Source organism: Acinetobacter sp. 24-47-62, from assembly GCF_056779765.1.
The window spans coordinates 52,103-75,165 of sequence record NZ_JBWYIN010000009.1; the positions used below are offsets into that span (position 1 = coordinate 52,103).

Genomic DNA, 23,063 nt, shown 5'->3' on the forward strand with positions numbered 1-23,063 from the left:
AAAATTTGAATTTTATATCAAAATAATTTAGTGCTATATTATCCACAATTTATTGTTTTAAAAGAAAAGTTCAAGGATAGTTATGGAGATACTTGATTCATCAATTTTTGATTTATCTCCTATCCCAATGTGGTTGGAAGATTTTAGTGCCATTCAAACCATCTTTAACCAATGGCGTAGTGATGGGGTTACTGATTTAGCTTTACATCTTCAGCAAAATCCAGATCTTGTGACTTTATGCGCACATCAAATTAAGATTGTTAAAGTAAATCAAAAAACACTCGATCTTTTTGAAGCACAAAGCCTTAAACATCTCACCCAAAATTTAAGCACCATTTTCCAACATCAAATGTTTGATGCACATGTAGCGGAATTAGTTGCACTTTGGAAGGGTGAATTAGAGTTTACAAGTACAACCACTAATTTCACCTTGAGTGGTCAACCCTTAGACATAAAACTGCGAGCTGTCGTTTTACCTGGTTCAGAACAAAGTTTAGACCGTATTTTGCTTACTACAGAAGATATTAGTGGTTATATGCAAGCTCGGCGTTTAGAAGAAAAAAATCGTCGATTAGCTGAAGCAAGATTTAGTTATTCACCCACATCATTATGGGTTGAAGACTTTAGTCGCATTAAATTAAGACTCGATCATCTTAAATCAATTGGTATTGATGATTTCAGAACTTTTTTAGATGTGCATCAAGATTTCGTACAACAATGCATTGAAGACATTGTATTACTAGACGTCAACAAAGCAACATTGGATTTGTTCAAGGCATCGACGAAATCAGATTTATTTCAAAATCTAAAAAAAGTTTTCTCGAAAGAAATGCATCAAACTTTTAAGGAACAATTGATCGAACTATGGAATGGGAAAATTCATCATAGTCGTGAAGCGATCAATTATGCTTTGGATGGTTCAATTCGCTATGTTTTACTTCAATTCACTGTGTTTCCAGGTTATGAAGAAGATTGGGGGCTTGTACAACTTGCCCTAACGGACATTACAGCGCGAAAAAAAGCTGAGAGCTATTTAGAATATTTAGGTAAACACGACGTTTTAACAAAACTCAAAAATCGTTCGTTCTACACTGAAGAAATCCATCGATTGGAACGCGCACTTATTCGTCCAGTATCTGCAATTTTTCTAGATATGAATGGTCTTAAACCGATTAATGATCACTTTGGTCATGATGCAGGTGATGAGATTTTACGCAGAATGGGTAATATCTTAAGTAGAACGATTCACAATACCAGTTATACAGCCTCTCGAATTGGAGGTTATGAATTTGTTATCTTGATGCAAGGTGCAAATGAAACTACCGTTCAGTCGACGATTTTGACCATTCAAGAATTATTGAATATCGATAATCAATATTATTCTAACCATATCATCAGTGCATCAATGGGATTTGCTACAAGCCTTGAGAATGAAACAATTGAAGATATGTTAAAGCGTGCAGATCAATCCATGTATGATCATAAGAGACAATACTACAAATATTTATCCAATAAAAAACAATAGCTTATAATATTTATATTTTTTAGATCATACATTTTATTTGCTCTTGAAACACCAGTACTTGCACTGGTGTTTTTTTGAAAAAAATCAATCTTATTCTCTTCTCATATAAGCTTTACTATATTTTTCATTAAATTATGACAAAAAATTCATGATCTTGTCTAACAAAAGCAATTGATTTTAAACTAATAAAATGTGATTCTCATCACACTTTAATCACGAACAATGATTAAAAACACTTTATTTTTATAAGAGACTATAACAATGGTTTTGTTCAATTATAAATCATTCGATTACTTACCTAACTTTAAATTAAGTTCAGTTCTCTCAATTCCAGCTCAACTCGTTGGTAATGGTCTAATCGCTGCCACCAATGCTGTGAATACTGTTCTTGATGTAGTTTCTCCTATTGGTTTAGCAGGTAATGCTTTACTTGGCAAACCTTTCGAAGCAGTGCACGAACTTGGTGATAAAATTATTGATGCAGCTTCAGATGCAGTGAATTCAGTGGGTAAAGCACTTGGTGCAACCATCGAACCGAATGACACTCATCATAAAAATGAGTGGGAAGACAAAGAACTCAGCTTAGATAATATTTTAAGCCTTCCTGGGGATTTAATTGGAAACACCATTATCGGTGCAACCAATATTGCCAATGATATTCTTGATGCTGCTGCACCAATTGCTATTGCAGGAAATGCGCTAATCCCTGGTTTTGATGTTGTTCATAAAGCAGGTGATACGATTATTGATGCTGTCTCTGATGTGGCTCATGACATTGGCTCAGCGATTGGCGGGACTATTGAACCTAAAGATACGCATTATGACAATGAATGGTCTCAAGAGCTTCCATCAGCTACTGAAAATCTAAAATCAATTGTGAATACAGTTGCAAATCAAGTTGAAAATACACTTGAACCTATTTTCGATTATGTTCCTGATTTCAAATTTAGCTCAGTACTTTCTATTCCAGCTCAGTTACTAGGTAATGGTTTAGTCACAACAGCAAATTTAGTCAATACAGTTTTAGATGTGGCTTCACCTATTGGCCTAGCAGGTAATGCTCTACTTGGTAAACCATTTGAAGTTGTTCATGAGTTAGGTGACCGCATTATCGATGCAGCATCGAATTTACTCAGTGGTGCTGGTGAAGCCCTCGGCTCAAATGTGGAAGCAAAAGATACACACCACAAAAATGAATGGAAAGATGGCGAACTTAGCCTTGATTCAATTTTAAAAATTCCAAGTGAGCTGGTTGGAAATTTGATTATCGGCAAAGATGGCATCGTGAATGATTTATTAGATAGCGTTGCGCCATTGGTTAAAGTTGGTGATAAATTCATTCCTGGTTTTGAAGAAATTCATAAAGCCGGCGATGCGATTATCGATCAAATTTCAGACATTATCGTAAATATTGGTAAGGATATTGGTGCCACTCTTCCACCTTCAGACTCACATTTTGATCGAGAATGGGGTCAACCAAAACAACCAGATCAATCTAATCCATCAGATGACGGTCGTCCTAAATTCTACAAAATTGACAATCAATTTAGTTACCGCGTAAGTGAATCTGCATTTAAACAAGTTCAAGAACTATATAACAAGTTTATGTCAACTGGTTCTTTACAAGGTAAAAACTTCTGGCGCCCTATTTATACCGTGATCAAAGAAGATTTAGCATCAAACGATGCAGTGGATCAAGGTACTAAAAACTGGTTAAAAGTTGCTGAAGCTGTTGCAACAGCTGATCCTCAGAACTTCCTTTATCAATATGTTCGTTTAGGAACAGGTAAATCACTTGCAGATAAAGGCATCTATATTACGGATGAACAATTCTGGCAAGCATCAAATGTATTGATCAAAACTTTAGCTGACAATTTCTTGAATGGCGTTAAAAATGCTGATGGCGAGACTATTGTTCCAGCAGGATATTTACCAAGCTCTGATGGTAAGTTTGGATTGGTACTTATGGATGCATCGCAAGCTCTTGAAAACTTGGGTGGCGAGCTAGGTGATTGGACAGGCATCACACCATTAAGTATTCTTGATCACTATTTAGGTGTTGATACTTCACAATTGAATGGTGGTGATAGCCGTCCGTTTACTTGGTATTTAGAGCTATTAGGTGATGTGGTTAAAGCGAACTTAAAAGCTGGTGCGAGTATCTTTGATGTTGTGAATCAAATCGTGACTGAGGGCTTAAACTTCGTTGGACAATTCATCAAAGGTGAAGTACTTGACGATGGCTTCTCTTCACGTGATCAACTTGTGAATACATTGACTCAACTTGCTTATGCATATGCAGGTGATTTGGCTGGCTCTGTAGCAGTAGCGACAAACTTATTTAACCCTAATACCAACATTATCAGCACTTACTCTGTTTTCGGACGTACCTTAAACGGTAAAGATGGTAATGACATCATTAAAGGCGGTGTCGGCAACGATACGCTTGTAGGTGGTAAAGGTGATGATCTGCTCTTTGGTGGTTGGGGCAATGACATTCTAAAAGGTGGTGAAGGCATCAATGTCCTCGTAGGTGGTCGTGGTGACGATACCTATTATGTTCAATCAAAATATGACTTCGTACTTGAACACAACTATGAAGGTACAGACACTGTCATTAGTTCTGCAGATCAGTATCAATTAACCGAAAATGTTGAAAACCTTACGCTGATCAATCCAATCAAAGAACTTTTGATTGCTGGATCAGAAATTCAACAAAGTGGTACGGGTAACCAATCTGACAACATTATCACAGGTAGCAAATTCGTAAATAACGAATTAAAAGGCCTCGCTGGAGATGACACCTTAATCGCAAACGGGGGTCTAATTAACATCTTAAATGGTGGTATTGGTAACGACAAATTGTATGGCGATCTTGGTAACGAGACATACTATTTTGATCAAGGCTTTGGAGTAGATACAATCTATGAAAAAGGTGGTCAAGATACCATTCAATTTGGTGCTGGTATCTCAATTGATGATTTACTCGTTCAAGACTCTGGGAATGATCGTATCATCAAACTTAAAGATTCTGCTGATCAAATCACTATTAAAGATTGGGCAAAAGGTGAAGCACATCAAGTTGAATCAATCGTATTTAAAGACGGTTCTACATTCAACTTACTGACTCTAGATCAAAACTTAAGTTACGTGTAATTCTTAACCGCAAAAAAATAGGTGCTTAAAGCACCTATTTTTTTATCTTTTACCCATTGAGCGACGTGTACCACGTGGCGGCATCCATGTGCGATCAGCATAGCGCTGAGGCTTTGGACGTAAATCTTCGATTTCTTCATCAGCTTGCTTTGCGTCATTCACTTGCTTGATAGGAAATGGAAGATTCACTACAGGCTTCTTTTTGGGAGAATTTTCCGAACTCATTTGAGACTACTCATTTCAATCTAACGCTATTGTACGGAAATTTGTTTTTTTATGCGACCCACGTTGTTTAATGTGGATATGTATCATTTCATTAAAATTCGGTGAATTTCGTGATTTTTTGCTAATTTGCCTAGATATTGGACGACTAAAACATTCAATTTAAGCTAAGATAGTGTGCTTTTTATTTTTTAATCCCTATAAGAAGGAATACTGCCGTGGACGTACGTCTCTCTGATCGTGTCAATGCCATCAAACCGTCCCCAACGCTTGCTGTGACCAATAAAGCTGCAGAACTTAAAGCTGCTGGTAAAAACGTTATTGGTTTAGGTGCAGGTGAACCGGATTTCGATACACCACAACACATCAAAGATGCAGCAATTGCAGCGATTAACAACGGTTTCACTAAATACACCGCAGTTGACGGTACGCCAGGTCTTAAAAAAGCAATTATCGCTAAATTAAAACGTGATAATAACCTTGATTATGCTGCTAACCAGATTCTCGTTTCTTGTGGCGGTAAGCAATCATTCTTTAACCTTGCGCTTGCATTGTTAAATAAAGGCGATGAAGTAATCATCCCTGCTCCATTCTGGGTAAGCTATCCAGATATGGTGATCATCGCAGAAGGTGTGCCAGTTATTGTTAAATGTGGTGAAGAACAACGTTTCAAAATCACACCAGCTCAATTAGAAGCTGCAATTACTGATAAAACTCGCCTAGTTGTTTTAAACAGCCCTTCTAACCCAACAGGTATGATTTATACCAAAGAAGAATTAGAAGCATTAGCTGAAGTTCTTCGTAAATATCCTGAAGTATATGTTGCTTCTGATGATATGTACGAACCAATTCGTTGGGACGACGAGTTTTATAACATTGCTACAGTTGCACCAGATCTTTACGATCGCGTAATCGTGCTCAACGGTGTATCTAAAGCATATGCAATGACAGGTTGGCGTATCGGCTATGCAGCAGGTCCTGCTAAATTAATCGGCGCAATGAAGAAAATTCAATCACAATCTACTTCTAACCCAACTTCAATTTCGCAAGTTGCGGCAGAAGCTGCATTGAATGGTCCTCAAGATGTACTTAAACCAATGATTGAAGCTTTCAAACGCCGTCATGATTTAGTTGTTAATGGCTTGAATGATATCAAAGGCATTACATGCTTACCTGCTGACGGTGCATTCTATGCTTATGCAAATATTCGTCCATTGATCCGTGCAAAAGGTTTAAAATCTTGCACAGAATTCTCTGCATGGTTATTGGAAGAAACTGGTGTTGCGGTTGTTCCTGGTGATGCATTCGGTTTAGGCGGTTATATGCGTATTTCATATGCAACAGCAGATGAAGTATTGGTTGATGCGCTTGCACGTATCAAAAAAGCAGCTGACTCAATCGAAGGCGTAGATGCAGCAATTGCTTCTATCGCAGCTGAAAAATAATCTGATAAATTAATCAGATCAAAAACCCGCGATTTTCGCGGGTTTTTTTATTAAATCTAAACCCCTTCATGCACCTACATAACCCAATACGCAACATAAAACCTTTTGTTTAGTACGCTCGCTCACTGAAGCGAAAAAAGTGTGCTTTTAGGATTGGATAAAAGTCAGAGATTTTTTAAAAAGCAACTCAAACATGATCCAACAGTTGTCTAAGTAGCCCGCTGATAAATTAAGGTTTATACACTATTCATAGTATCGATAGCCCAATCTGAAACATCATATTTATCACTGAAAAATCCCATTTATAGATATGCTTTGCACCATCATATAGAAGTTGGAACTGATCTAAGTAACCATAATATGGGATTTAATTAATGAAAAATAAGTTCTAGAAACACCAATTCACCCTACTAAAGAAGATAAAATGACACAGGCTAACTTGGACTATATTTTAAAAAAAATCAATTCATTCAACAATTTCAGATTTAACTTGTGAAACTTTGCCTAAACTGTAAGCTGTTTATTAAACAAATGCTTTGAAGGACGAGAACAACTTAGGCATTCAACATAATATTTAAGTGGTGACTTTAATAAAATCTCGCTCACCGCATTCGACTCATTTAACCAAGCAAGCGATTTATTCGTGCCAAGAATAGCATTCCCTTTTATGGAGTAGATATAGACTTTATTTAAGTTAGCTTTTAAGTCATTTGCTGCCAAATATTGTTCAAGCGTGAATGATTGATCGTGATCAATAGACCATTTTTCAGAAAACCACAACTGCAATAACTCTCCCAAAACCAGATGATGTTTTTTAAAAGGAAATACATCAATTACCGCGCCCTCTACTTCAATGAAATAAGAACTAGGCGAATTTAAGATAGACAGGTAATTTTGTTTATAGAATTCAAGATTAGAAAAGATCTGAGAAATGGTAAGCGTATTCATTCGCTTTCTCCTATTTTAGCCATTTAGTGCTGGCAAGTTGGTATAAATCCACACTGCTTAAAACTCTGTTTCAAGCGCTCTGTTGTTAAATAAATCTAACAAGCTCATTCTAAATTGGCAAGTAAATTAAAAAAAACATTTTATTTGAGCAAATAAACAACATGCGGCTCAAAAGTGACAATTGTATGGCAATTTACACTTGACCCAATCTTAAATCCCCTTATAATCGCATTCAGATTCTCCAATAGCTCAGTCGGTAGAGCGACGGACTGTTAATCCGCAGGTCCCTGGTTCGAGCCCAGGTTGGAGAGCCAAATACTAAAAAGCCCAAGCATTTAAGACTTGGGCTTTTTTTGCCAAAAAAATCCCCCACTTGGGAGGATTTTCTCAACCATATTTTAAGCTGCTTTTGCTGGAACTCCACTGTGAAAACGGAAGGTTTCATCAGGTGTTAAGATGAGTTGCTTTTCAACTTTTCGAATGTGCTCTATACGACTTTGAATATCCTCCTCAGGATCTTTCAATTTCGCAGTTTTAGCCACATCCAGAGCTAGAGCCAAATAATCCTCGTAATGGCGTGATTCAGATTTTAGTAAGTAGCGATAATAGCGCCCTAATTCCTCATCGACTCTGGGCGCTAATGCATAAAAACGTTCACATGAGCGTGCTTCCACAAACGCACCAATAATTAAAACATCAATTAGCGCTTCTGGTTCATACGTTCGAATTTCTTTGCGTAAGCCACCCGCATAACGCCCAGCACTTAAACCAACCCATTGCTGCCCGCGCTTATTCATAAACTCTAAAACCTGCTCATAATGCAGCATTTCCTCACGCACTAATTGAGCGAGCTTGACTTGTAAATCTACAAAAAAGCTGTATCTAAACATGAGATTCATGGCTGTACTGGCTGCTTTCTTTTCACAGTTCGCATGATCTTGCATCAAAATATCAAGATTATTTACAGCCTCATCTAACCAAGCTTGTGGAGTTTCGCAACCAAGGAAGCCTATGACAGGCTTCATTAATTCATCATAATCAATATTTGACATAGTACTCATCAATCTTATCGTGCAGCTTTGATTGCTGCTTTCATATCTTGAACTGCTTGCGTAAGTCCTTTAAAAACAGCATCGGCAATCAGAGAATGTCCAATATTCAATTCATGTATTTGAGGAATTGCTGCAATAGGAGCAACATTGTCAAGATTAAGTCCATGCCCAGCATTTACAACCAAACCTTTAGCAGCAGCGTACTCTGTTCCACGGATAATACGTTGTAACTCTACCTGCTGTGCTTCTTCTGTTTCAGCATCTGCATAAGCACCTGTATGAATCTCAATAGTTGGCGCACCACAGGCAATTGCAGCATCAATTTGTTCAATATCAGCATCGATAAATAACGATACATCACATCCAATCGCTGCTAATTCCTGTGTAGCAGACTTAACAGCCTCAAAATTACCAACAACATCTAAGCCACCTTCGGTCGTGACTTCTTGACGCTTTTCAGGCACAAAACACACGTGATGCGGCTTTATTTCTTTAGCAAATGCCACCATCTCATCTGTCACTGCCATTTCAAGGTTCATGCGTGTTTTAAGTACAGGGCGCATGCGACGGACATCATCATCATGAATATGACGACGATCCTCACGTAAATGTAATGTAATGCCTTCGGCCCCTGCCTCTTCACAAATTAGTGCTGCCTGTACTGGATCCGGGTAGCGTGTGCCTCGAGCCTGTCTTAGAGTTGCAACATGATCAATGTTCACACCAAGCAATGCAGCCATAACATTTTCCTAATTTGATTTTGATTGAGCGTTTTGAATCCACAATTGACGACTTTTTAGTGGGCGATCACCCAATAATGAAGTAATCATTTGACGATATAATTTATTCAACAATTGTAACTGTTCAGCGTTGAAATCTGTACCATTTTCATAATTTATCATGCTGCGAATTTGCTCACCTGTCAGTGTAGCGGCACTTGAATACTGAACTGGTATGAAGCCTTCGTTTAATTGAAATTGATATTTTTGTGAAGTTAAAATTTCATTTTGGTGTGCGTCTATCGAGTAATCAATCGCATAACCAAGCTCTTCTAGAAGTACGTATTCAAATTGACGAAGAATTTGCTTCAAGAATTCGTTAGGATTTGAATGTTGAGCTAATTTTTGTAAACTTTCTAATGTCTTGTGGTACTGTGCAAAAGTATCTGGCATTGCCTCTTCTAATGGACATAATCTCAATAAGATTTCATTTAAATAAAATCCTGAAAAGAATGCATCTCCATGAAAAAAAATAGGATGATTAACAATTTCTAATTTTGTGAAATTTTTTAATTCAGACTTACCTGTCGCTTGGAGTGCGATAGGCTGATATTGCGGTGGTGGAGGTTGTCTTAGTATGCCGTCAACTCGTCCATACTCTTCAGTGAATAAATGGACAATATGACTCCGCTCTCGATACTTTCGATGATGGATTAAGTATCCATGCAAAAGTTCATTTCGCATCGACTAATCTTATTATTTATCTTTCTTTAGTTCTTTTTCATCATCGTCATCACCATCGGGAATAACAGCCCCAACTACTGCTGCAGTACCTTTGACGACTCCTTTGGTGGTTTTATACGCAACTTTTACAGGAACTGTGACAACTTTATGAATGCAACCTTGTAAAACCAAAGCACATACAATTATCGCAACCATCTTCATCATCATCAGCTCCTATAACCGTTTAATCCTTAGATATCACTATATCCTAGGCTTTTTAATGCACGCTCATCATCAGACCAACCGCCTTTGACTTTAACCCAAAGGGTGAGCATGATCTTTTCTTCGAACATTTTTTCCATATCAGCACGTGCATCCATACCAATTTTTTTCAATTTTGATCCTTTTTCACCGATGACAATGGCTTTTTGCCCAGGGCGATCAACAAAAATCGTAGCATCAATATAGGTACAAGCGGGCTTCATACGACCAGTTTTCTCATTTAGAGTCGCTTCTTCTGTTTTAAACGATTCAATTTGAACCGTTAAATCATATGGAAGCTCTTCACCCAGTTGACGCATGATTTTTTCACGAATAATTTCAGAAGCTAAGAAGCGTTCAGAACGATCTGTGAGTTGATCTAGTGCATACAATGGTGGTTGAAACGGTAAGTATTTTTCGATCGTATCACGAAGATGATCAAGGTTAGCGCCACGCAATGCCGATACCGGAACGATCTCAGCAAAATTCATTAATTTAGTACGTTCTTGAATTAGTGGTAATGCCTGATTTTTATTCTCAAATGTGTCCAATTTATTAATGACCAAGATGACAGGCATTTCGGCATTTTTGAGCTTCTCAAGGACTAATTCATCATTTTGAGTCCATTTGTCAGCGTCTACAACAAACAGTACAAGATTTACATCACGCAAGGCTGAATGAGCTGCACGATTCATCATTTTATTGATAGCACGGACTTCTTTCTTATGCATTCCAGGGGTGTCAACAAATACTGCCTGAGATTTCTCACGCGTATCAATACCCACAATCTTGTGTCGAGTTGTTTGAGGCTTACGAGACGTAATCGAAAGCTTCTGACCCAAAATATGGTTCATTAATGTAGATTTACCTACATTCGGACGACCTACAATTGCTACAAAGCCACTTTTGTAGTCTGAGGGAATTGTAGTACCTTGAGAACTAAAAAATTGATTGATTAAATCATTGCCGCTGTCTTGCGACTCGTGATCAGCATCGATGTGATCGGAATGAGTAGTCATGAAGACTTTTGCTCCAAAAATTTTAAAATTTCCGCCGCTACTGCTTGCTCAGCAAAACGACGACTTGAACCCTCACCCATACATTTTGGCAAGCCTTCAACCATACATTCCACTTTAAAATGTTGGTTGGGTGCATCACCCTGAATATCAACAACCTCATACACTGGGAGAGGTTTTTTACGAGCTTGAAGATACTCTTGTAAACGGGACTTAGGATCTTTCAATTGATCTGTTGGTTCAATATGATCTAAATAAGGTTCATACCATTTCAACACAATTGATTCTAACAACTTTAAATCTTGGCTATCAGTATAGATTGCACCAATAATCGCTTCGACTGTGTCAGCGAGTATCGACTCTCTATGATGACCACCAGATTTTAATTCACCAGTACTGAGTATTAAACTCTGACTAAGTTTCAAATCTGTGGCAATTTTGCCTAACGCTTCTTGCCGAACCAAAGTAGCTCGCATACGCGTCAGACGACCTTCGTTTTCATGTGGATAAGCATGATAAAGGTAATTGGCAATAATCATACCTAACAATGAATCGCCTAGAAACTCTAGGCGTTCATAGTTATGTTTATGGCTAACTGATCGGTGTGTCAATGCAAGTTGAAGTAATTCAATTTTCTTAAACTGATAACCGATGCGACTCAGTAAGCGAGAATCACTTACTTTGAACTGACCTTTGATCAAAACTTTTCTCGAATGTGAGGACTAAATCAATATTAAATAAGAATGGCTTTCTTACTTCATATTTCTTTGTCACTTGTAAACCTTGTTTAGATTTGACAGTCGCAATATCTTTGAACTCAATGTCACGGATATTGTTCATGCTAAATTTCTGCCCCATTGTTGAAGCAAACTGTTGTGGTGTTGTCGCCTTTGAGCTGATTGCAACTTGCTCTTCAATCAATTGATTGATTAGTCGGTCATCCCAATAAGGCTGCCACAATGCTACGAGCACTTTAAGTCCAAATGCCGCAACAATTACCCCTAATAAAATCGCTGTATACGATGCACCACGTTGAGTGTTACGCATTTTTTATTATCCATATATTTGAAGATTACTGAATTTGACCATTACGACTGAATGATGGCAATTTCAAACCAGCTTCTTTATGCATCCATACATAAATTGCTTGTCCTGTTAAATTTGCCTCAGGTACGAATCCCCAGATTCGACTATCAGCACTCTGATCACGGTTGTCACCCATGGCAAAGTAATATCCTTTCGGAACAGTTACTTCCCAGCTTTGACCATTTGTTCTCACAAAGCGATCATTCGCAGTGGCAACATAAGGAAGATCTTCTTTCGTTTGTGCATAATTGAAATGCGCAATAATCGGGTTTTGACCTTCTAAATTACGAACCAAATATTTATGATCACCTAAGGTTTCATAATGATAAATTGAATTTGGCGTGTCTGAAACATCTTTTTCACGATTAAATTCAGCCGCTTCCGTTACAACTTTTTCACCATTGATAGTTAATTGATTACTCTCAAAAACGATATGATCACCAGGTAAACCAATAATACGCTTAATATAGCTAATTGATGGGTTTGGTGGATATCTAAATACCGCCACATCACCACGTTCAGGCTCATTGACATTCAACACTTTGGTGTTACTAATCGGTAAACGAACACCATATTGATATTTGTTTACCAAGATATAATCACCCGTTTCCAATGCCGGAACCATGGATTCAGATGGGATATTATAAGGTTCAAAGAAGAATGATCGCAGCACTAACACAACTGCAAGTACAGGCCAAAAATCATATGCCCATGTGATAATGAAATTTTCATTCCCTTTTCCTTTGGTTGCTCTTTGTTTGAGTACCAATTTATCCAGCAACCATAATCCAAAAAAGATCAGGGTTGCAGGTACGAGAATGAGATTAAAATCAAAATCCATGGGATATTCCTTGTTGTTATCGCTCTACTTTTAACACTGCTAAGAAAGCTTCTTGTGGGATTTCTACACTACCCACCTGCTTCATACGTTTCTTACCTTCTTTCTGTTTCGCAAGAAGTTTCTTCTTACGTGAAACGTCACCACCATAACATTTCGCCAATACGTTCTTACGCATTGCTTTTACTGTTGAACGCGCGATAATTTGAGCACCAATTGCAGCTTGAATCGCCACATCAAACATTTGACGTGGAATCAAATCTTTCATTTTTTCAACAAGTGCAATACCACGATGACGCGCATCTTGACGATGACAAATCATTGCCAATGCATCGACTTTTTCACCATTGATCAAGACATCTACTTTTACAAGAGAAGAAGACTCAAAACGGACGAAGTTATAATCTAACGATGCAAAACCACGTGAACATGATTTTAATTTATCGAAGAAATCCATCACGACTTCAGCCATTGGTATTTCAAATGTAATGGCTACTTGGTTTGCCATAAACTTCATGTCTTTTTGAACACCACGGCGTTCAACGCATAACGTCATTACATTACCAAGATATTCTTGTGGCACAAGGATATTACATTCTGCGATCGGCTCACGAAGGTCTTCTACCGTCGAACCATCTGGCATTTTTGATGGACTGTCGATATAAACTGTCTCGCCACTCTTCATGACAGCTTCGTAAATCACAGTCGGTGCTGACGAAATAAGGTCTAGATCATACTCACGCTCTAAGCGCTCTTGTACAATCTCCATGTGCAGCATACCCAAGAAACCGCAACGGAAACCAAATCCTAATGCATCAGAACTTTCAGGTTCAAAGAATAATGCTGAATCGTTAATTTGCAGTTTTTGTAATGCTTCACGGAAAGGTTCAAATTCACTTGCATCAATCGGGAATAAACCTGCATATACCTGCGGTTTAACTTTTTTGAATCCAGGTAGAGTTTCTACTTCTGGCGTAGTTGCAAGTGTGATCGTATCACCGACTGGCGCACCAAAAATATCTTTGATACCAGCAATCACAAAGCCGACTTCACCTGCTTCTAAAATATCAGTTTCTGTATGTTTAGGATTGAAAATACCGACAGAGGTAATAATGTGCGTTTGACCCGTTGATTTCATCAACATTTTATCGCCTTTACGCACGCGACCTTGCTTGATACGGACTAAGGATACAACACCTAAATAGTTGTCAAACCATGAGTCAATAATTAAAGCTTGAAGCGGCGCTTCACGGTCACCCGTCGGAGCAGGAATGGTATTCACAAGTGTTTCTAAAACACCTTCGATTCCTAATCCAGTTTTAGCTGAACACGTAGGTGCTTCAGTTGCTTCAATTCCGATAATGTCTTCAATTTCTTGAATGACACGCTCAGGTTCTGCTTGAGGCAAATCGATTTTATTGAGTACAGGTAGAACCTCAAGCCCTTGCTCAATTGCTGTATAGCAGTTTGCAACTGATTGAGCTTCAACACCTTGAGCTGCATCGACAACTAAAAGCGCACCTTCACAAGCAGCAAGCGAACGTGATACTTCATATGAGAAATCCACGTGCCCTGGTGTATCAATAAAGTTGAGTTGATACTCTTCACCATTTGGATGCGTATAATAAAGCGTCACAGACGTCGCTTTAATGGTAATCCCGCGCTCACGCTCAAGCTCCATTGAGTCTAGAACTTGCGCTTGCATTTCGCGATCTTGCAAACCACCACAGGTCTGAATAAAACGGTCAGCTAATGTCGACTTCCCGTGATCGATGTGAGCAATAATCGAAAAGTTACGTATATTTTTGATATTTACGGATTTTTTAGCTTGCGCCATGGGTTACCTTGAACAATAAATTGCGCTATGCATGAAATAAAAACTACATAGCAAAAGCTGTTTAACAAATTGCGGACGATTATAGCAGATGGATTTTTCAAAGTATTCATAATAATGAACACCATGTGGTGAAATATTTAATTCGACCGACTCAAGCAATTCTTTAGTTAGCGGATAAAGAATAATCTTGAGTGAAATCCAAAGGATTTAATACCTCAGAAATAGGCTGATAAGCTTGAGTAAATGTTGGAGATAATCGTTTGGGTCTGCCTGTTGCAATCTCTACACAGGCCCATTTGGTATTTCCCACAAATAATAATGATTGGTCTGAAGGTCTAAAAAAAGCGTACTGACGAAATGAATACATCGCATTCAAATCATTAAGCCAAGTTCTTAAAATAATTTCATCATTTTCAAAACACGCCTTTCTGTAATTCATGTGATGCTCAACTGCAACCATGGCATGTTTGAGTTCTAGATATTGCTCAACCCCTAAACCCAGTTGTTCAATATGTGCTGTTGCAACATCTTGCATCCATTTTACATACACCACATTATTCACATGACCTAAAATATCAATGTCTTGTGCTATTGCTTTTATTTTAAGGTCAAAGATTGTACTCACTGTATTCCCTTGTATTGCGTATTCATCATCAACATTCGAAAAGAGTTTAATATAATTTTAGAGTTAAATAAAAAAGACCTTGCTATCGCAAGGCCCTTTATTCAATTCATGTTTACTTGATTCTTAATCCGATCATGGCATTTCGCCCTTCACGGATGATACCCACTCGTGCAACGGTATTGGTTTTAAGATTAGCCACCGCCTCCACAAAATCTTGTGTTGTACTTACATTCTTACCATTAATCGAGGTGATCACATCACCAGCCATAATTCGAGATTGTGCCGCCAAACCTCCGCGTACAACCTCTTGAATGTAGACACCACCTTTAACACCAAGACGTGTTTTTTCAACAGGTGCAAGTTCGCGAATCGCAACACCTAGTGTAGGTCCGCGTTTTTTGGCTTCACTTACATTTTGCGCTTGTGCTGGTGTTTCATCTGGTGCTGATGCAAGTGTTGCTGTAATCGTACGTACACGTTCATCACGCAATATTTCTAACTGAATTTTTTGATTTGGCTGTGTTCTATTTAAGTAATTTAATAGCTCACTCGTTCTTGAAATTGCAGTTCCGTTGTATTTCAAAATAATATCATTTTGCTTTAAGCCAGCGCGCTCTGCTGGGGAATTTGGCGCAATTTCTGTGATTAAAGCACCTTCAGGTTTTGGTAATTTATAAGCTTCTGCGAGGTTACGATCAATCTCTTGTAAATGAATACCAAGATATGAGCGAGTAACTTTACCATTTTTCTTTAATTGATCCGCCACATCCATCGCTACATCGATTGGAATGGAGAATGACAATCCCATATATCCGCCAGTACCACTGAAAATACGAGAATTCACACCAATCACTTGACCTTGTTGATTAAACAATGGTCCCCCAGAGTTACCAGGGTTTAATGCGACATCAGTTTGAATAAACGGAACTGATGTTTCACCCAACATATTTCTTGATTTGGCACTGACAATCCCCGCAGATGCCGAGTACTCAAAACCAAACGGTGAGCCAATGGCAAGAACAGGTTCTCCAACTCTTAATTGGTCGATATTCCCAGTCGAAAGTGCTGGGTAGTTCGCACCTTCAACTTTCAGTAATGCCACATCAGTACGTTCATCACTACCAATAACTTTGGCATCAATCTCGCGACGATCATTTAACATGATGGTGATTTGTGAAGCATTTTCTACAACATGATGGTTGGTAATCAGGTAACCATCACGGCTAATAAAAAATGCACTCCCAAAACCCGTTTTCTCTTGAGGAGCTTGGCGCTGCGGAATAATAATTTGATTGCCGAAGAATCGTTTCAGCAGTTCAGGTACTTGTTGTTGAAGAATTTCTTCTTGTGTCATTTTCTTAACAACATTCACGCTGACGACACCCGGACTTACTCGCTCTACAAGATTTGAAAAGTCAACAGTAGCCGCCGCTTGAGTTTGCACTGCCGCAGTAAATACTGCAGCAAAAAGTCCTGATGCTATAACGCGATTTTTCATGTTAAGTGAACTCTCATTTATGATTCTTGGATAAAATAATTTTTAGCACAATCAAAATTCTCTGTGCGTAAATAAATGTTTCTATATTAATAGAAAACAATACTTTACTTAAAATATGATTAAAAACTAATAGTTCAAGTGCATAAAAAAAAATTTGATCAATCAAACTCTTGAATTTTGCTTTAAAAAAGAGCCATATTAACGCACTTTTAAAATTCAGTTTGCGAATGGAAATGCCGAAAAATACAAGTGCGCATCAATTTGATGTGATTATTGTGGGCAGTGGCGGTGCGGGTTTAAGTCTAGCACTCTCATTACCTGATCATTTTAATATCGCAGTGTTAGCAAAATCTCATTTGAAAGATGCCAGCACGTATTATGCACAAGGCGGCGTTGCAGCTGTTCTTGATGAGGCTGATTCTATTCAACAACATATTGATGACACGCTCATTGCAGGTGCTTATCTCTGTGAAAAACAAGCTGTTCAACACACGGTTGAAGGAGGAAAACCCTCTGTTGATTTTTTACTGAAACAAGGTGTTAAATTCACACTAGATGATGAAGATAACTTGCATCTCACACGTGAAGGTGGGCATTCTCAGCGCCGCATTATTCATTCCGCAGATGCAACAGGGAAAGCAATTTCAACCACTTTAGTTGAACGGGCACAAGAAAAAAACAATATTCACATCTTTGAAAATTACATTGCGATTGACCTCATTACAGCGCATAAGCTGGGGCATTTGAATCAGGAAAATCGTGCTTTAGGCTTATATGCTTTAGATGAGCAAACCGAGCAAGTGCATACTTTCTTAGCACCATTTACTGCACTGGCATGTGGCGGTGCCATGAAAGCATATTTATATACCTCTAACCCTGATATCGCTACAGGCGATGGTATTGCAATGGCATATCGTGCTGGATGCCGCGTCGCCAATATGGAATTTAATCAATTCCACCCAACCTGTTTATATCACCCTCAAGCACGTTCCTTCTTAATTACTGAAGCAATGCGTGGTGAAGGCGCTTATCTTCGTTTACCTGACGGCGAACGCTTCATGCTTCGTTTCGATGAACGTGCAGAGTTAGCACCACGTGATATTGTAGCTCGAGCTATCGACTACGAAATTAAAAGATTGGGTATACGACATGTATGGCTAGATATTACCCACAAAACCCCTGAGTTCATTAAAGAGCACTTCCCCACTTTGTATGCTCGCCTACTCGAGCTGGGTATTGATATTACCAAAGATATGATCCCAGTTGTGCCAGCAGCGCACTACACCTGTGGTGGTGTCGTAGTCGATGAACATAGTCAAACGGACATTCAAGGTCTATATGCGATTGGTGAGACGTCTTATACAGGTTTACACGGCGCCAACCGTATGGCAAGTAACTCACTTTTAGAATGTTTTGTTTATGGCATGAGTGCAGCAAAGCATATTCAAGATCAACATCAAAATATTATAGATCACTATGAAGTCCCTGAATGGGATGCTTCTCAAGTCATGAATCCTGATGAAGACGTTGTCATTTTGCAAAACTGGGATGAGTTACGTCAGACCATGTGGAACTATGTAGGTATTGTACGAACGACCAAACGTTTAGAACGTGCATTACATCGCGTTGAAATGCTGAAACATGAAATCACCGAATATTATCAAGATTATCATGTCAGTAAAAATCTAATTGAGCTTCGTAACCTTGTACTCGTTTCTGAGATGATTATTCGTTGTGCGATGCAAAGAAAAGAATCACGCGGATTACATTACACTTTGGACTATCCTGAGCCTTCGCAAGAATTACGAAAAACTGTACTCACCCCACCAAATTTTGAAGTGGAAACACCTTTAGTTGAGGTTTAAGTTCAACATAAAAAAGCGAGTTCATACTCGCTTTTTTATGCCCTTTTGGGCGGAATTGAGTAAGTCCCAGTAACGTGAGCTATCGGCTCATCATCCCCAACAGAGTATAAGTAAACCTCTCCGACAACTAGAGTTTTGCCAACTTTCATTAATTTACAAACACCCTTGATGTCACAACCACCTTTGGGTTTTCTAAGAAAGTTAATATTCATATTGGTTGTCACTGTAAGACCTACAATACCAATTTCTCCCAGTATTGCGATATACAACCCATAATCGGCAGCTGTCATCATGGTCGGACCTGAAACTGTCCCTCCAGGTCTTAAATCATTTTCATCAACATGATAAATGACTGTAGCACCACGTGGCTCTACCGATACTATTTCACATTTTTGGAGACTTTGTGGAAATTCGGTTTTTAGGAATTTGAGTATTTCTTCTTTATTACTGATCATATTGAGTCTAATCGTTTTTCCATAAACAATGACTCAATATAAATCATATTTGCTTTTTTAATTAGCACTTATGCTCAGCTTTCCATGAACTAATTCGTTCAATTGCATCATTAAATACTTGCTCAGGACTTTGTGTTGCATCAATACGCTTAACACGATTCGGCTCTAACTGATGTAATTCAGCAAATCCTGCGCGTACTTTTTCAAAAAAAGCTGCTTTTTCTTGTTCAAACCGATCCAATGCTCCACGCGCACGCGCTCGTTGCATTCCGAGTTCAGTCGGAGCATCCAACCAAAATGTCAGGTCAGGCATTTTTAGAACAAAGTTTTGGTTTAAAAGCGCTAATTTTTCACGGCTTAACCCACGACCTGCACACTGATACGCGAAACTGCTATCACAAAAACGGTCGCATAACACGATCGAACTATTTTCAAGTGCAGGCATTATGACTTGTTGCAAATGTTGCGCTCGAGCTGCGTACATTAATAATAGTTCAGTATCATTACTCATTCTTTCTTCATGATTCACTGTCAGAAGTACGGAACGAATTTGCTCAGCGAGCGGAGTACCACCTGGTTCACGAGTTAGAACAACTTGCTTTGATTGCTCAAGGAAGTAGTCACGAATTTTATGAATCAATGTCGTTTTACCAACACCTTCTGTGCCTTCAAAGCTAATAAACACGTCTATTTTACCCCTTATTTTTTAGATCGAATCACAGCAAGATATTCTTGAACAGCGCGATTATGGTCATCTAGATTGGTACTGAATTTGTGACCTCCATTTCCAGTCGCCACAAAATAAATATAGTCAGAATGATCTGGATGCATTGCCGCTTCGATCGCTTTATCACTTGGTAATGCGATCGGTGTTGGTGGCAATCCGTAAATCGTATACGTGTTATATGGTGTTGGCGTTCTTAAATCTTTACGGGTAATGTTGCCCGTATATTGATCGCCCATACCATAAATGACGGTTGGATCAGTTTGTAAACGCATACCAATTTTTAATCGACGAACGAATACGCCCGAGACTTTATCTAACTCATGATCAACATTGGTTTCTTTCTCAATAATTGATGCCATGATGAGCGCTTCATATTTATTTTTATACGGCAAATCAGAAGCTCGATTTTCCCAGGCTTTATCTAGTGCCTTCATCTGATGTTGATACAAATCAGTTAAAATTTTACGATCTGTTTCACCCTTTGCAAAAAAATAAGTATTTGGCGCAAACAATCCTTCTGGATGTGAAAATGGAATATTCAATTCCTTTAATATTTCTGCATCGCTCAAATGAACCAGCTCTTTCGTCACCAATTCATCATTCTTAAGCGCATTTTTTAACTGCTTAAATGTTGTACCCTCAATGACCAAAATTCGATTCAATTGTGCATTTTCAGAATTTGAAATCATGTCTAGAACTTGACGGACACTCATTCCCTCTTTGACCTCATAGACTCCAGCTTTCATGCTGTCATGAATCATGAATCGTTGATAAATCTTTAAAATAATGGGAAATGAAACTTGCTTATTTTTAGCTAAACGATCAATAAATTGTGAGTAAGTATCACCATGATTAATCGCGAGCATTTGCTTTTTACCCTCTACAGGATAATCCTTCCATAGACTTGCAGATAGAATCATGGTTGCAAGCAACATTAGACCTGCAATAATGAATAAAAGCGCTTTAGGTTTAAAGGATGTCTTGCTGTTCTTTTTCTTTGTTGATTTCTGAGGAGAGGACATAAGCTTTAAATCTGATTAAGTTGAAGGTGGTGAAAAAGATCAATACACGCTTGTGTATCTAATCGACGATCATCAAGGCAAGAGGCGATTTTCATTGGGTGGAGCGCATTACAATAAAATACACTTTGAATGTGAAGAAGTTCATTCAAATCAATTACTCTTTTTTGGAACGTTATACCATAATGATTCATACGCTCCAAAATTTCAGCACGCATCACCCCATGAACGCCATTATAACAAAGTTCAGGACAAATCCACGTATCATTCAATCGTATAAAGCAGTTACTGCTGATTCCTTCAACAATATAGCCTTGAACATCTGTAACTAAGGCTTCTTGAAAACCCTTCTCATCAGCTTCCTGCTTTAGTAACACTTGTTCTAACCGATTCAGTGATTTAATTCCCACCAATTGTGGCATGGTTAAACCCATTACTCGCTCAAGTAAACCACTCTCAATGACTTCATAGTGATGATCAGTCACGTTTTGCGGATAATAATACAACCAAAGATCTGCTGAATGATGAGGTAAACTGTATCCTCGTTGCCCCTCGCCTCGACTCAGTACAATTTTAATCGTCCCGTTTAATTGCTCATATTCTTGCTGTAAATACTGGATAGACTCAGAAATATAGTCAAGATTAGCTTGAAGTGACAATCGCTCAATGGCCGTATTCAATCTTGTTAAATGACGTTCAAATAATTCAATTTTATTATTTCGAATTCTTGCCGTGGTAAAACAGCCATCCCCATAATGGAAGCCACGATCCAAAATAGATATTGCATCCATTGGCTTGGCATTTTTTAAACAGATCATTTCAAGCAACCTCATTCCTTTCTCATAGTGTAAAAAGTCACTCACAAAATGAATAGCTGTTTTGATCATAACTTTTTCATTTCTTCTTATTTTTTTATTTTAAAAAATTTCCCTATGCTCAAATCATCAAAAAATGACAAACACATAGGAATAATGATGCGTACTTTTAAAATTGGGGTCATTGCAGCTTTACTTTCAGTCACTTCTGTTTCCACACTCGCAAAAGATTTTTTAAATGTTTCATATGATCCAACTCGCGAACTTTATGACAACTTTAATAAAGAGTTTGGAGCATATTGGAAAAAGCAGACTGGTCAAGAATTGAATTTTAAACAATCTCATGGTGGATCTGGTAAACAAGCCCGTGCGGTCATTGATGGCCTAGATGCAGATGTCGTGACTCTCGCACTCGCAGCAGATATTGATGCGATTGCTGAAAAAACCAATTTATTACCAAAAGACTGGCAGAAAAAATTCCCACAGAACTCTACACCCTATACCTCAACCATCGTGTTTTTAGTCAAAAAAGGCAATCCCAAAGGGATCAAAGACTGGGGAGACTTGATTAAAAATGATGTTGGAATTATTACGCCAAACCCTAAGACGTCAGGTGGTGCGCGTTGGAATTACTTAGCAGCATGGGCTTGGGCAAAACACCAACCCGGCGGTAACGATGCTAAAGCACAAGAATTTGTACGACAAATTTATAAAAATACTAAAGTGCTAGACTCTGGTGCACGTGGTGCCACAACAACTTTTGCAGAGCGTGGCATTGGAGATGTACTCCTGGCTTGGGAGAATGAAGCGCATTTAGCACTTCGTGAACAACCTGGAAAATTTGAAATCATTACACCAACACTTTCCATTCTTGCTGAGCCCCCTGTAGCAATTGTTGAGAAAAATGCGCAAAAAGATGGCAACCTCAATGTAGCAAAAGCCTATTTGAATTATCTGTATTCTCCAGCTGGTCAAACCATTGCTGCCAAAAACTTTTATCGACCACGAAATACGACGGTACTTTCAAAATACCAATCCGTATTTAAACCTTTAAAATTGGTCACGATTGATAAAGAGTTTGGAGGTTGGACAAAAGTCCAAAAACAACATTTTGATAATGGCGGGATATTCGATCAAATTGTCAAAGCAAACAGTAATAAATAAATTAAGATTTAAGCTTTAACTTATGGCTTGCCGATCATATTCATGATCGGCATTTTTTTAACGACAC

At 38.3% G+C, this 23,063-nt stretch carries 22 protein-coding genes and 1 tRNA gene; 6 read left to right on the plus strand and 17 right to left on the minus strand.

Annotated elements, in window-relative coordinates:
* Positions 1 to 82: 82 nt before the first annotated feature.
* Complete coding sequence (locus AC1M87_RS08410; protein ID WP_481593441.1) at positions 83 to 1,525, plus strand: sensor domain-containing diguanylate cyclase; 1,443 nt, start codon at positions 83 to 85, stop codon at positions 1,523 to 1,525.
* 261 nt (positions 1,526 to 1,786) lie between these two features.
* On the plus strand, positions 1,787 to 4,681 hold the full coding sequence (locus AC1M87_RS08415; protein WP_481593442.1) for a calcium-binding protein: 2,895 nt from the start codon (positions 1,787 to 1,789) through the stop codon (positions 4,679 to 4,681).
* A 42-nt stretch (positions 4,682 to 4,723) separates the two neighbouring features.
* Here AC1M87_RS08415 and AC1M87_RS08420 read toward each other — a convergent pair whose 3' ends face one another.
* On the minus strand, positions 4,724 to 4,906 hold the full coding sequence (locus AC1M87_RS08420; RefSeq protein WP_179997905.1) for a hypothetical protein: 183 nt from the start codon (positions 4,904 to 4,906) through the stop codon (positions 4,724 to 4,726).
* A gap of 215 nt (positions 4,907 to 5,121) precedes the next feature.
* Between AC1M87_RS08420 and AC1M87_RS08425 the strand changes: the two genes are divergently transcribed.
* The gene (locus AC1M87_RS08425; RefSeq protein ID WP_035265512.1) at positions 5,122 to 6,348 is read left to right on the plus strand and encodes a pyridoxal phosphate-dependent aminotransferase; all 1,227 of its coding nucleotides are present in this window, start codon (positions 5,122 to 5,124) and stop codon (positions 6,346 to 6,348) included.
* A 504-nt stretch (positions 6,349 to 6,852) separates the two neighbouring features.
* Here the strand turns inward: AC1M87_RS08425 and AC1M87_RS08430 are convergent.
* Entirely contained in the window at positions 6,853 to 7,296 is a 444-nt protein-coding gene (locus AC1M87_RS08430; protein ID WP_481593443.1) for a hypothetical protein, read from the minus strand.
* A 238-nt stretch (positions 7,297 to 7,534) separates the two neighbouring features.
* Between AC1M87_RS08430 and AC1M87_RS08435 the strand changes: the two genes are divergently transcribed.
* A tRNA-Asn gene (locus AC1M87_RS08435) sits at positions 7,535 to 7,610 on the plus strand.
* An 84-nt stretch (positions 7,611 to 7,694) separates the two neighbouring features.
* Here AC1M87_RS08435 and AC1M87_RS08440 read toward each other — a convergent pair.
* From AC1M87_RS08440 to AC1M87_RS08490, 11 genes are all read right to left on the minus strand, one after another.
* Entirely contained in the window at positions 7,695 to 8,348 is a 654-nt protein-coding gene (locus tag AC1M87_RS08440) for a MiaE family protein (RefSeq protein ID WP_481593444.1), read from the minus strand.
* A gap of 14 nt (positions 8,349 to 8,362) precedes the next feature.
* Complete coding sequence (gene pdxJ / locus AC1M87_RS08445; RefSeq protein ID WP_035267175.1) at positions 8,363 to 9,088, minus strand: pyridoxine 5'-phosphate synthase; 726 nt, start codon at positions 9,086 to 9,088, stop codon at positions 8,363 to 8,365.
* 9 nt (positions 9,089 to 9,097) lie between these two features.
* The gene (gene recO, locus AC1M87_RS08450) at positions 9,098 to 9,811 is read right to left on the minus strand and encodes a DNA repair protein RecO (RefSeq protein ID WP_092767057.1); all 714 of its coding nucleotides are present in this window, start codon (positions 9,809 to 9,811) and stop codon (positions 9,098 to 9,100) included.
* A 12-nt stretch (positions 9,812 to 9,823) separates the two neighbouring features.
* A complete protein-coding gene (locus AC1M87_RS08455; protein ID WP_180028433.1) occupies positions 9,824 to 10,015 on the minus strand; it encodes an NF038104 family lipoprotein in 192 nt (63 codons plus the stop codon).
* A 26-nt stretch (positions 10,016 to 10,041) separates the two neighbouring features.
* Entirely contained in the window at positions 10,042 to 11,070 is a 1,029-nt protein-coding gene (era, locus tag AC1M87_RS08460; protein ID WP_035267178.1) for a GTPase Era, read from the minus strand.
* The gene (rnc, locus tag AC1M87_RS08465) at positions 11,067 to 11,768 is read right to left on the minus strand and encodes a ribonuclease III (protein ID WP_035267179.1); all 702 of its coding nucleotides are present in this window, start codon (positions 11,766 to 11,768) and stop codon (positions 11,067 to 11,069) included. Before rnc ends, era begins: the two co-directional genes overlap by 4 nt.
* Positions 11,740 to 12,114, minus strand: a complete 375-nt coding sequence (locus AC1M87_RS08470; protein ID WP_035267180.1) for a DUF4845 domain-containing protein — start codon at positions 12,112 to 12,114, stop codon at positions 11,740 to 11,742. Before AC1M87_RS08470 ends, rnc begins: the two co-directional genes overlap by 29 nt.
* A gap of 25 nt (positions 12,115 to 12,139) precedes the next feature.
* Positions 12,140 to 12,994, minus strand: a complete 855-nt coding sequence (gene lepB, locus AC1M87_RS08475; protein WP_481593445.1) for a signal peptidase I — start codon at positions 12,992 to 12,994, stop codon at positions 12,140 to 12,142.
* A 16-nt stretch (positions 12,995 to 13,010) separates the two neighbouring features.
* Entirely contained in the window at positions 13,011 to 14,828 is a 1,818-nt protein-coding gene (gene lepA, locus AC1M87_RS08480) for a translation elongation factor 4 (protein ID WP_481593446.1), read from the minus strand.
* Between the two features lie 163 nt (positions 14,829 to 14,991).
* Positions 14,992 to 15,453, minus strand: a complete 462-nt coding sequence (locus tag AC1M87_RS08485; protein WP_481593447.1) for an acyl-CoA thioesterase — start codon at positions 15,451 to 15,453, stop codon at positions 14,992 to 14,994.
* 112 nt (positions 15,454 to 15,565) lie between these two features.
* On the minus strand, positions 15,566 to 16,951 hold the full coding sequence (locus AC1M87_RS08490) for a Do family serine endopeptidase (RefSeq protein ID WP_092767061.1): 1,386 nt from the start codon (positions 16,949 to 16,951) through the stop codon (positions 15,566 to 15,568).
* Positions 16,952 to 17,184: 233 nt separating this feature from the next.
* Here AC1M87_RS08490 and nadB point away from each other — a divergent pair, with 233 nt between their 5' ends.
* Positions 17,185 to 18,816, plus strand: a complete 1,632-nt coding sequence (gene nadB, locus AC1M87_RS08495; protein ID WP_416224321.1) for an L-aspartate oxidase — start codon at positions 17,185 to 17,187, stop codon at positions 18,814 to 18,816.
* A 35-nt stretch (positions 18,817 to 18,851) separates the two neighbouring features.
* Here nadB and AC1M87_RS08500 read toward each other — a convergent pair whose 3' ends face one another.
* The 4 genes from AC1M87_RS08500 to pabC form a co-directional block, all read right to left on the minus strand.
* A complete protein-coding gene (locus AC1M87_RS08500; protein ID WP_481593448.1) occupies positions 18,852 to 19,271 on the minus strand; it encodes a PaaI family thioesterase in 420 nt (139 codons plus the stop codon).
* A gap of 61 nt (positions 19,272 to 19,332) precedes the next feature.
* Positions 19,333 to 19,956 carry a dTMP kinase gene (tmk, locus tag AC1M87_RS08505; RefSeq protein WP_035267194.1) on the minus strand — a complete coding sequence of 208 codons (624 nt, stop codon included), beginning with the start codon at positions 19,954 to 19,956 and terminating at the stop codon, positions 19,333 to 19,335.
* Between the two features lie 14 nt (positions 19,957 to 19,970).
* Positions 19,971 to 21,020, minus strand: a complete 1,050-nt coding sequence (mltG, locus tag AC1M87_RS08510) for an endolytic transglycosylase MltG (protein WP_481593449.1) — start codon at positions 21,018 to 21,020, stop codon at positions 19,971 to 19,973.
* Positions 21,021 to 21,025: 5 nt separating this feature from the next.
* Entirely contained in the window at positions 21,026 to 21,835 is an 810-nt protein-coding gene (pabC, locus tag AC1M87_RS08515) for an aminodeoxychorismate lyase (RefSeq protein WP_481593496.1), read from the minus strand.
* 153 nt (positions 21,836 to 21,988) lie between these two features.
* Here pabC and AC1M87_RS08520 point away from each other — a divergent pair, with 153 nt between their 5' ends.
* A complete protein-coding gene (locus tag AC1M87_RS08520; protein ID WP_481593450.1) occupies positions 21,989 to 22,996 on the plus strand; it encodes a sulfate ABC transporter substrate-binding protein in 1,008 nt (335 codons plus the stop codon).
* The last annotated feature ends 67 nt before the right edge of the window (positions 22,997 to 23,063 follow it).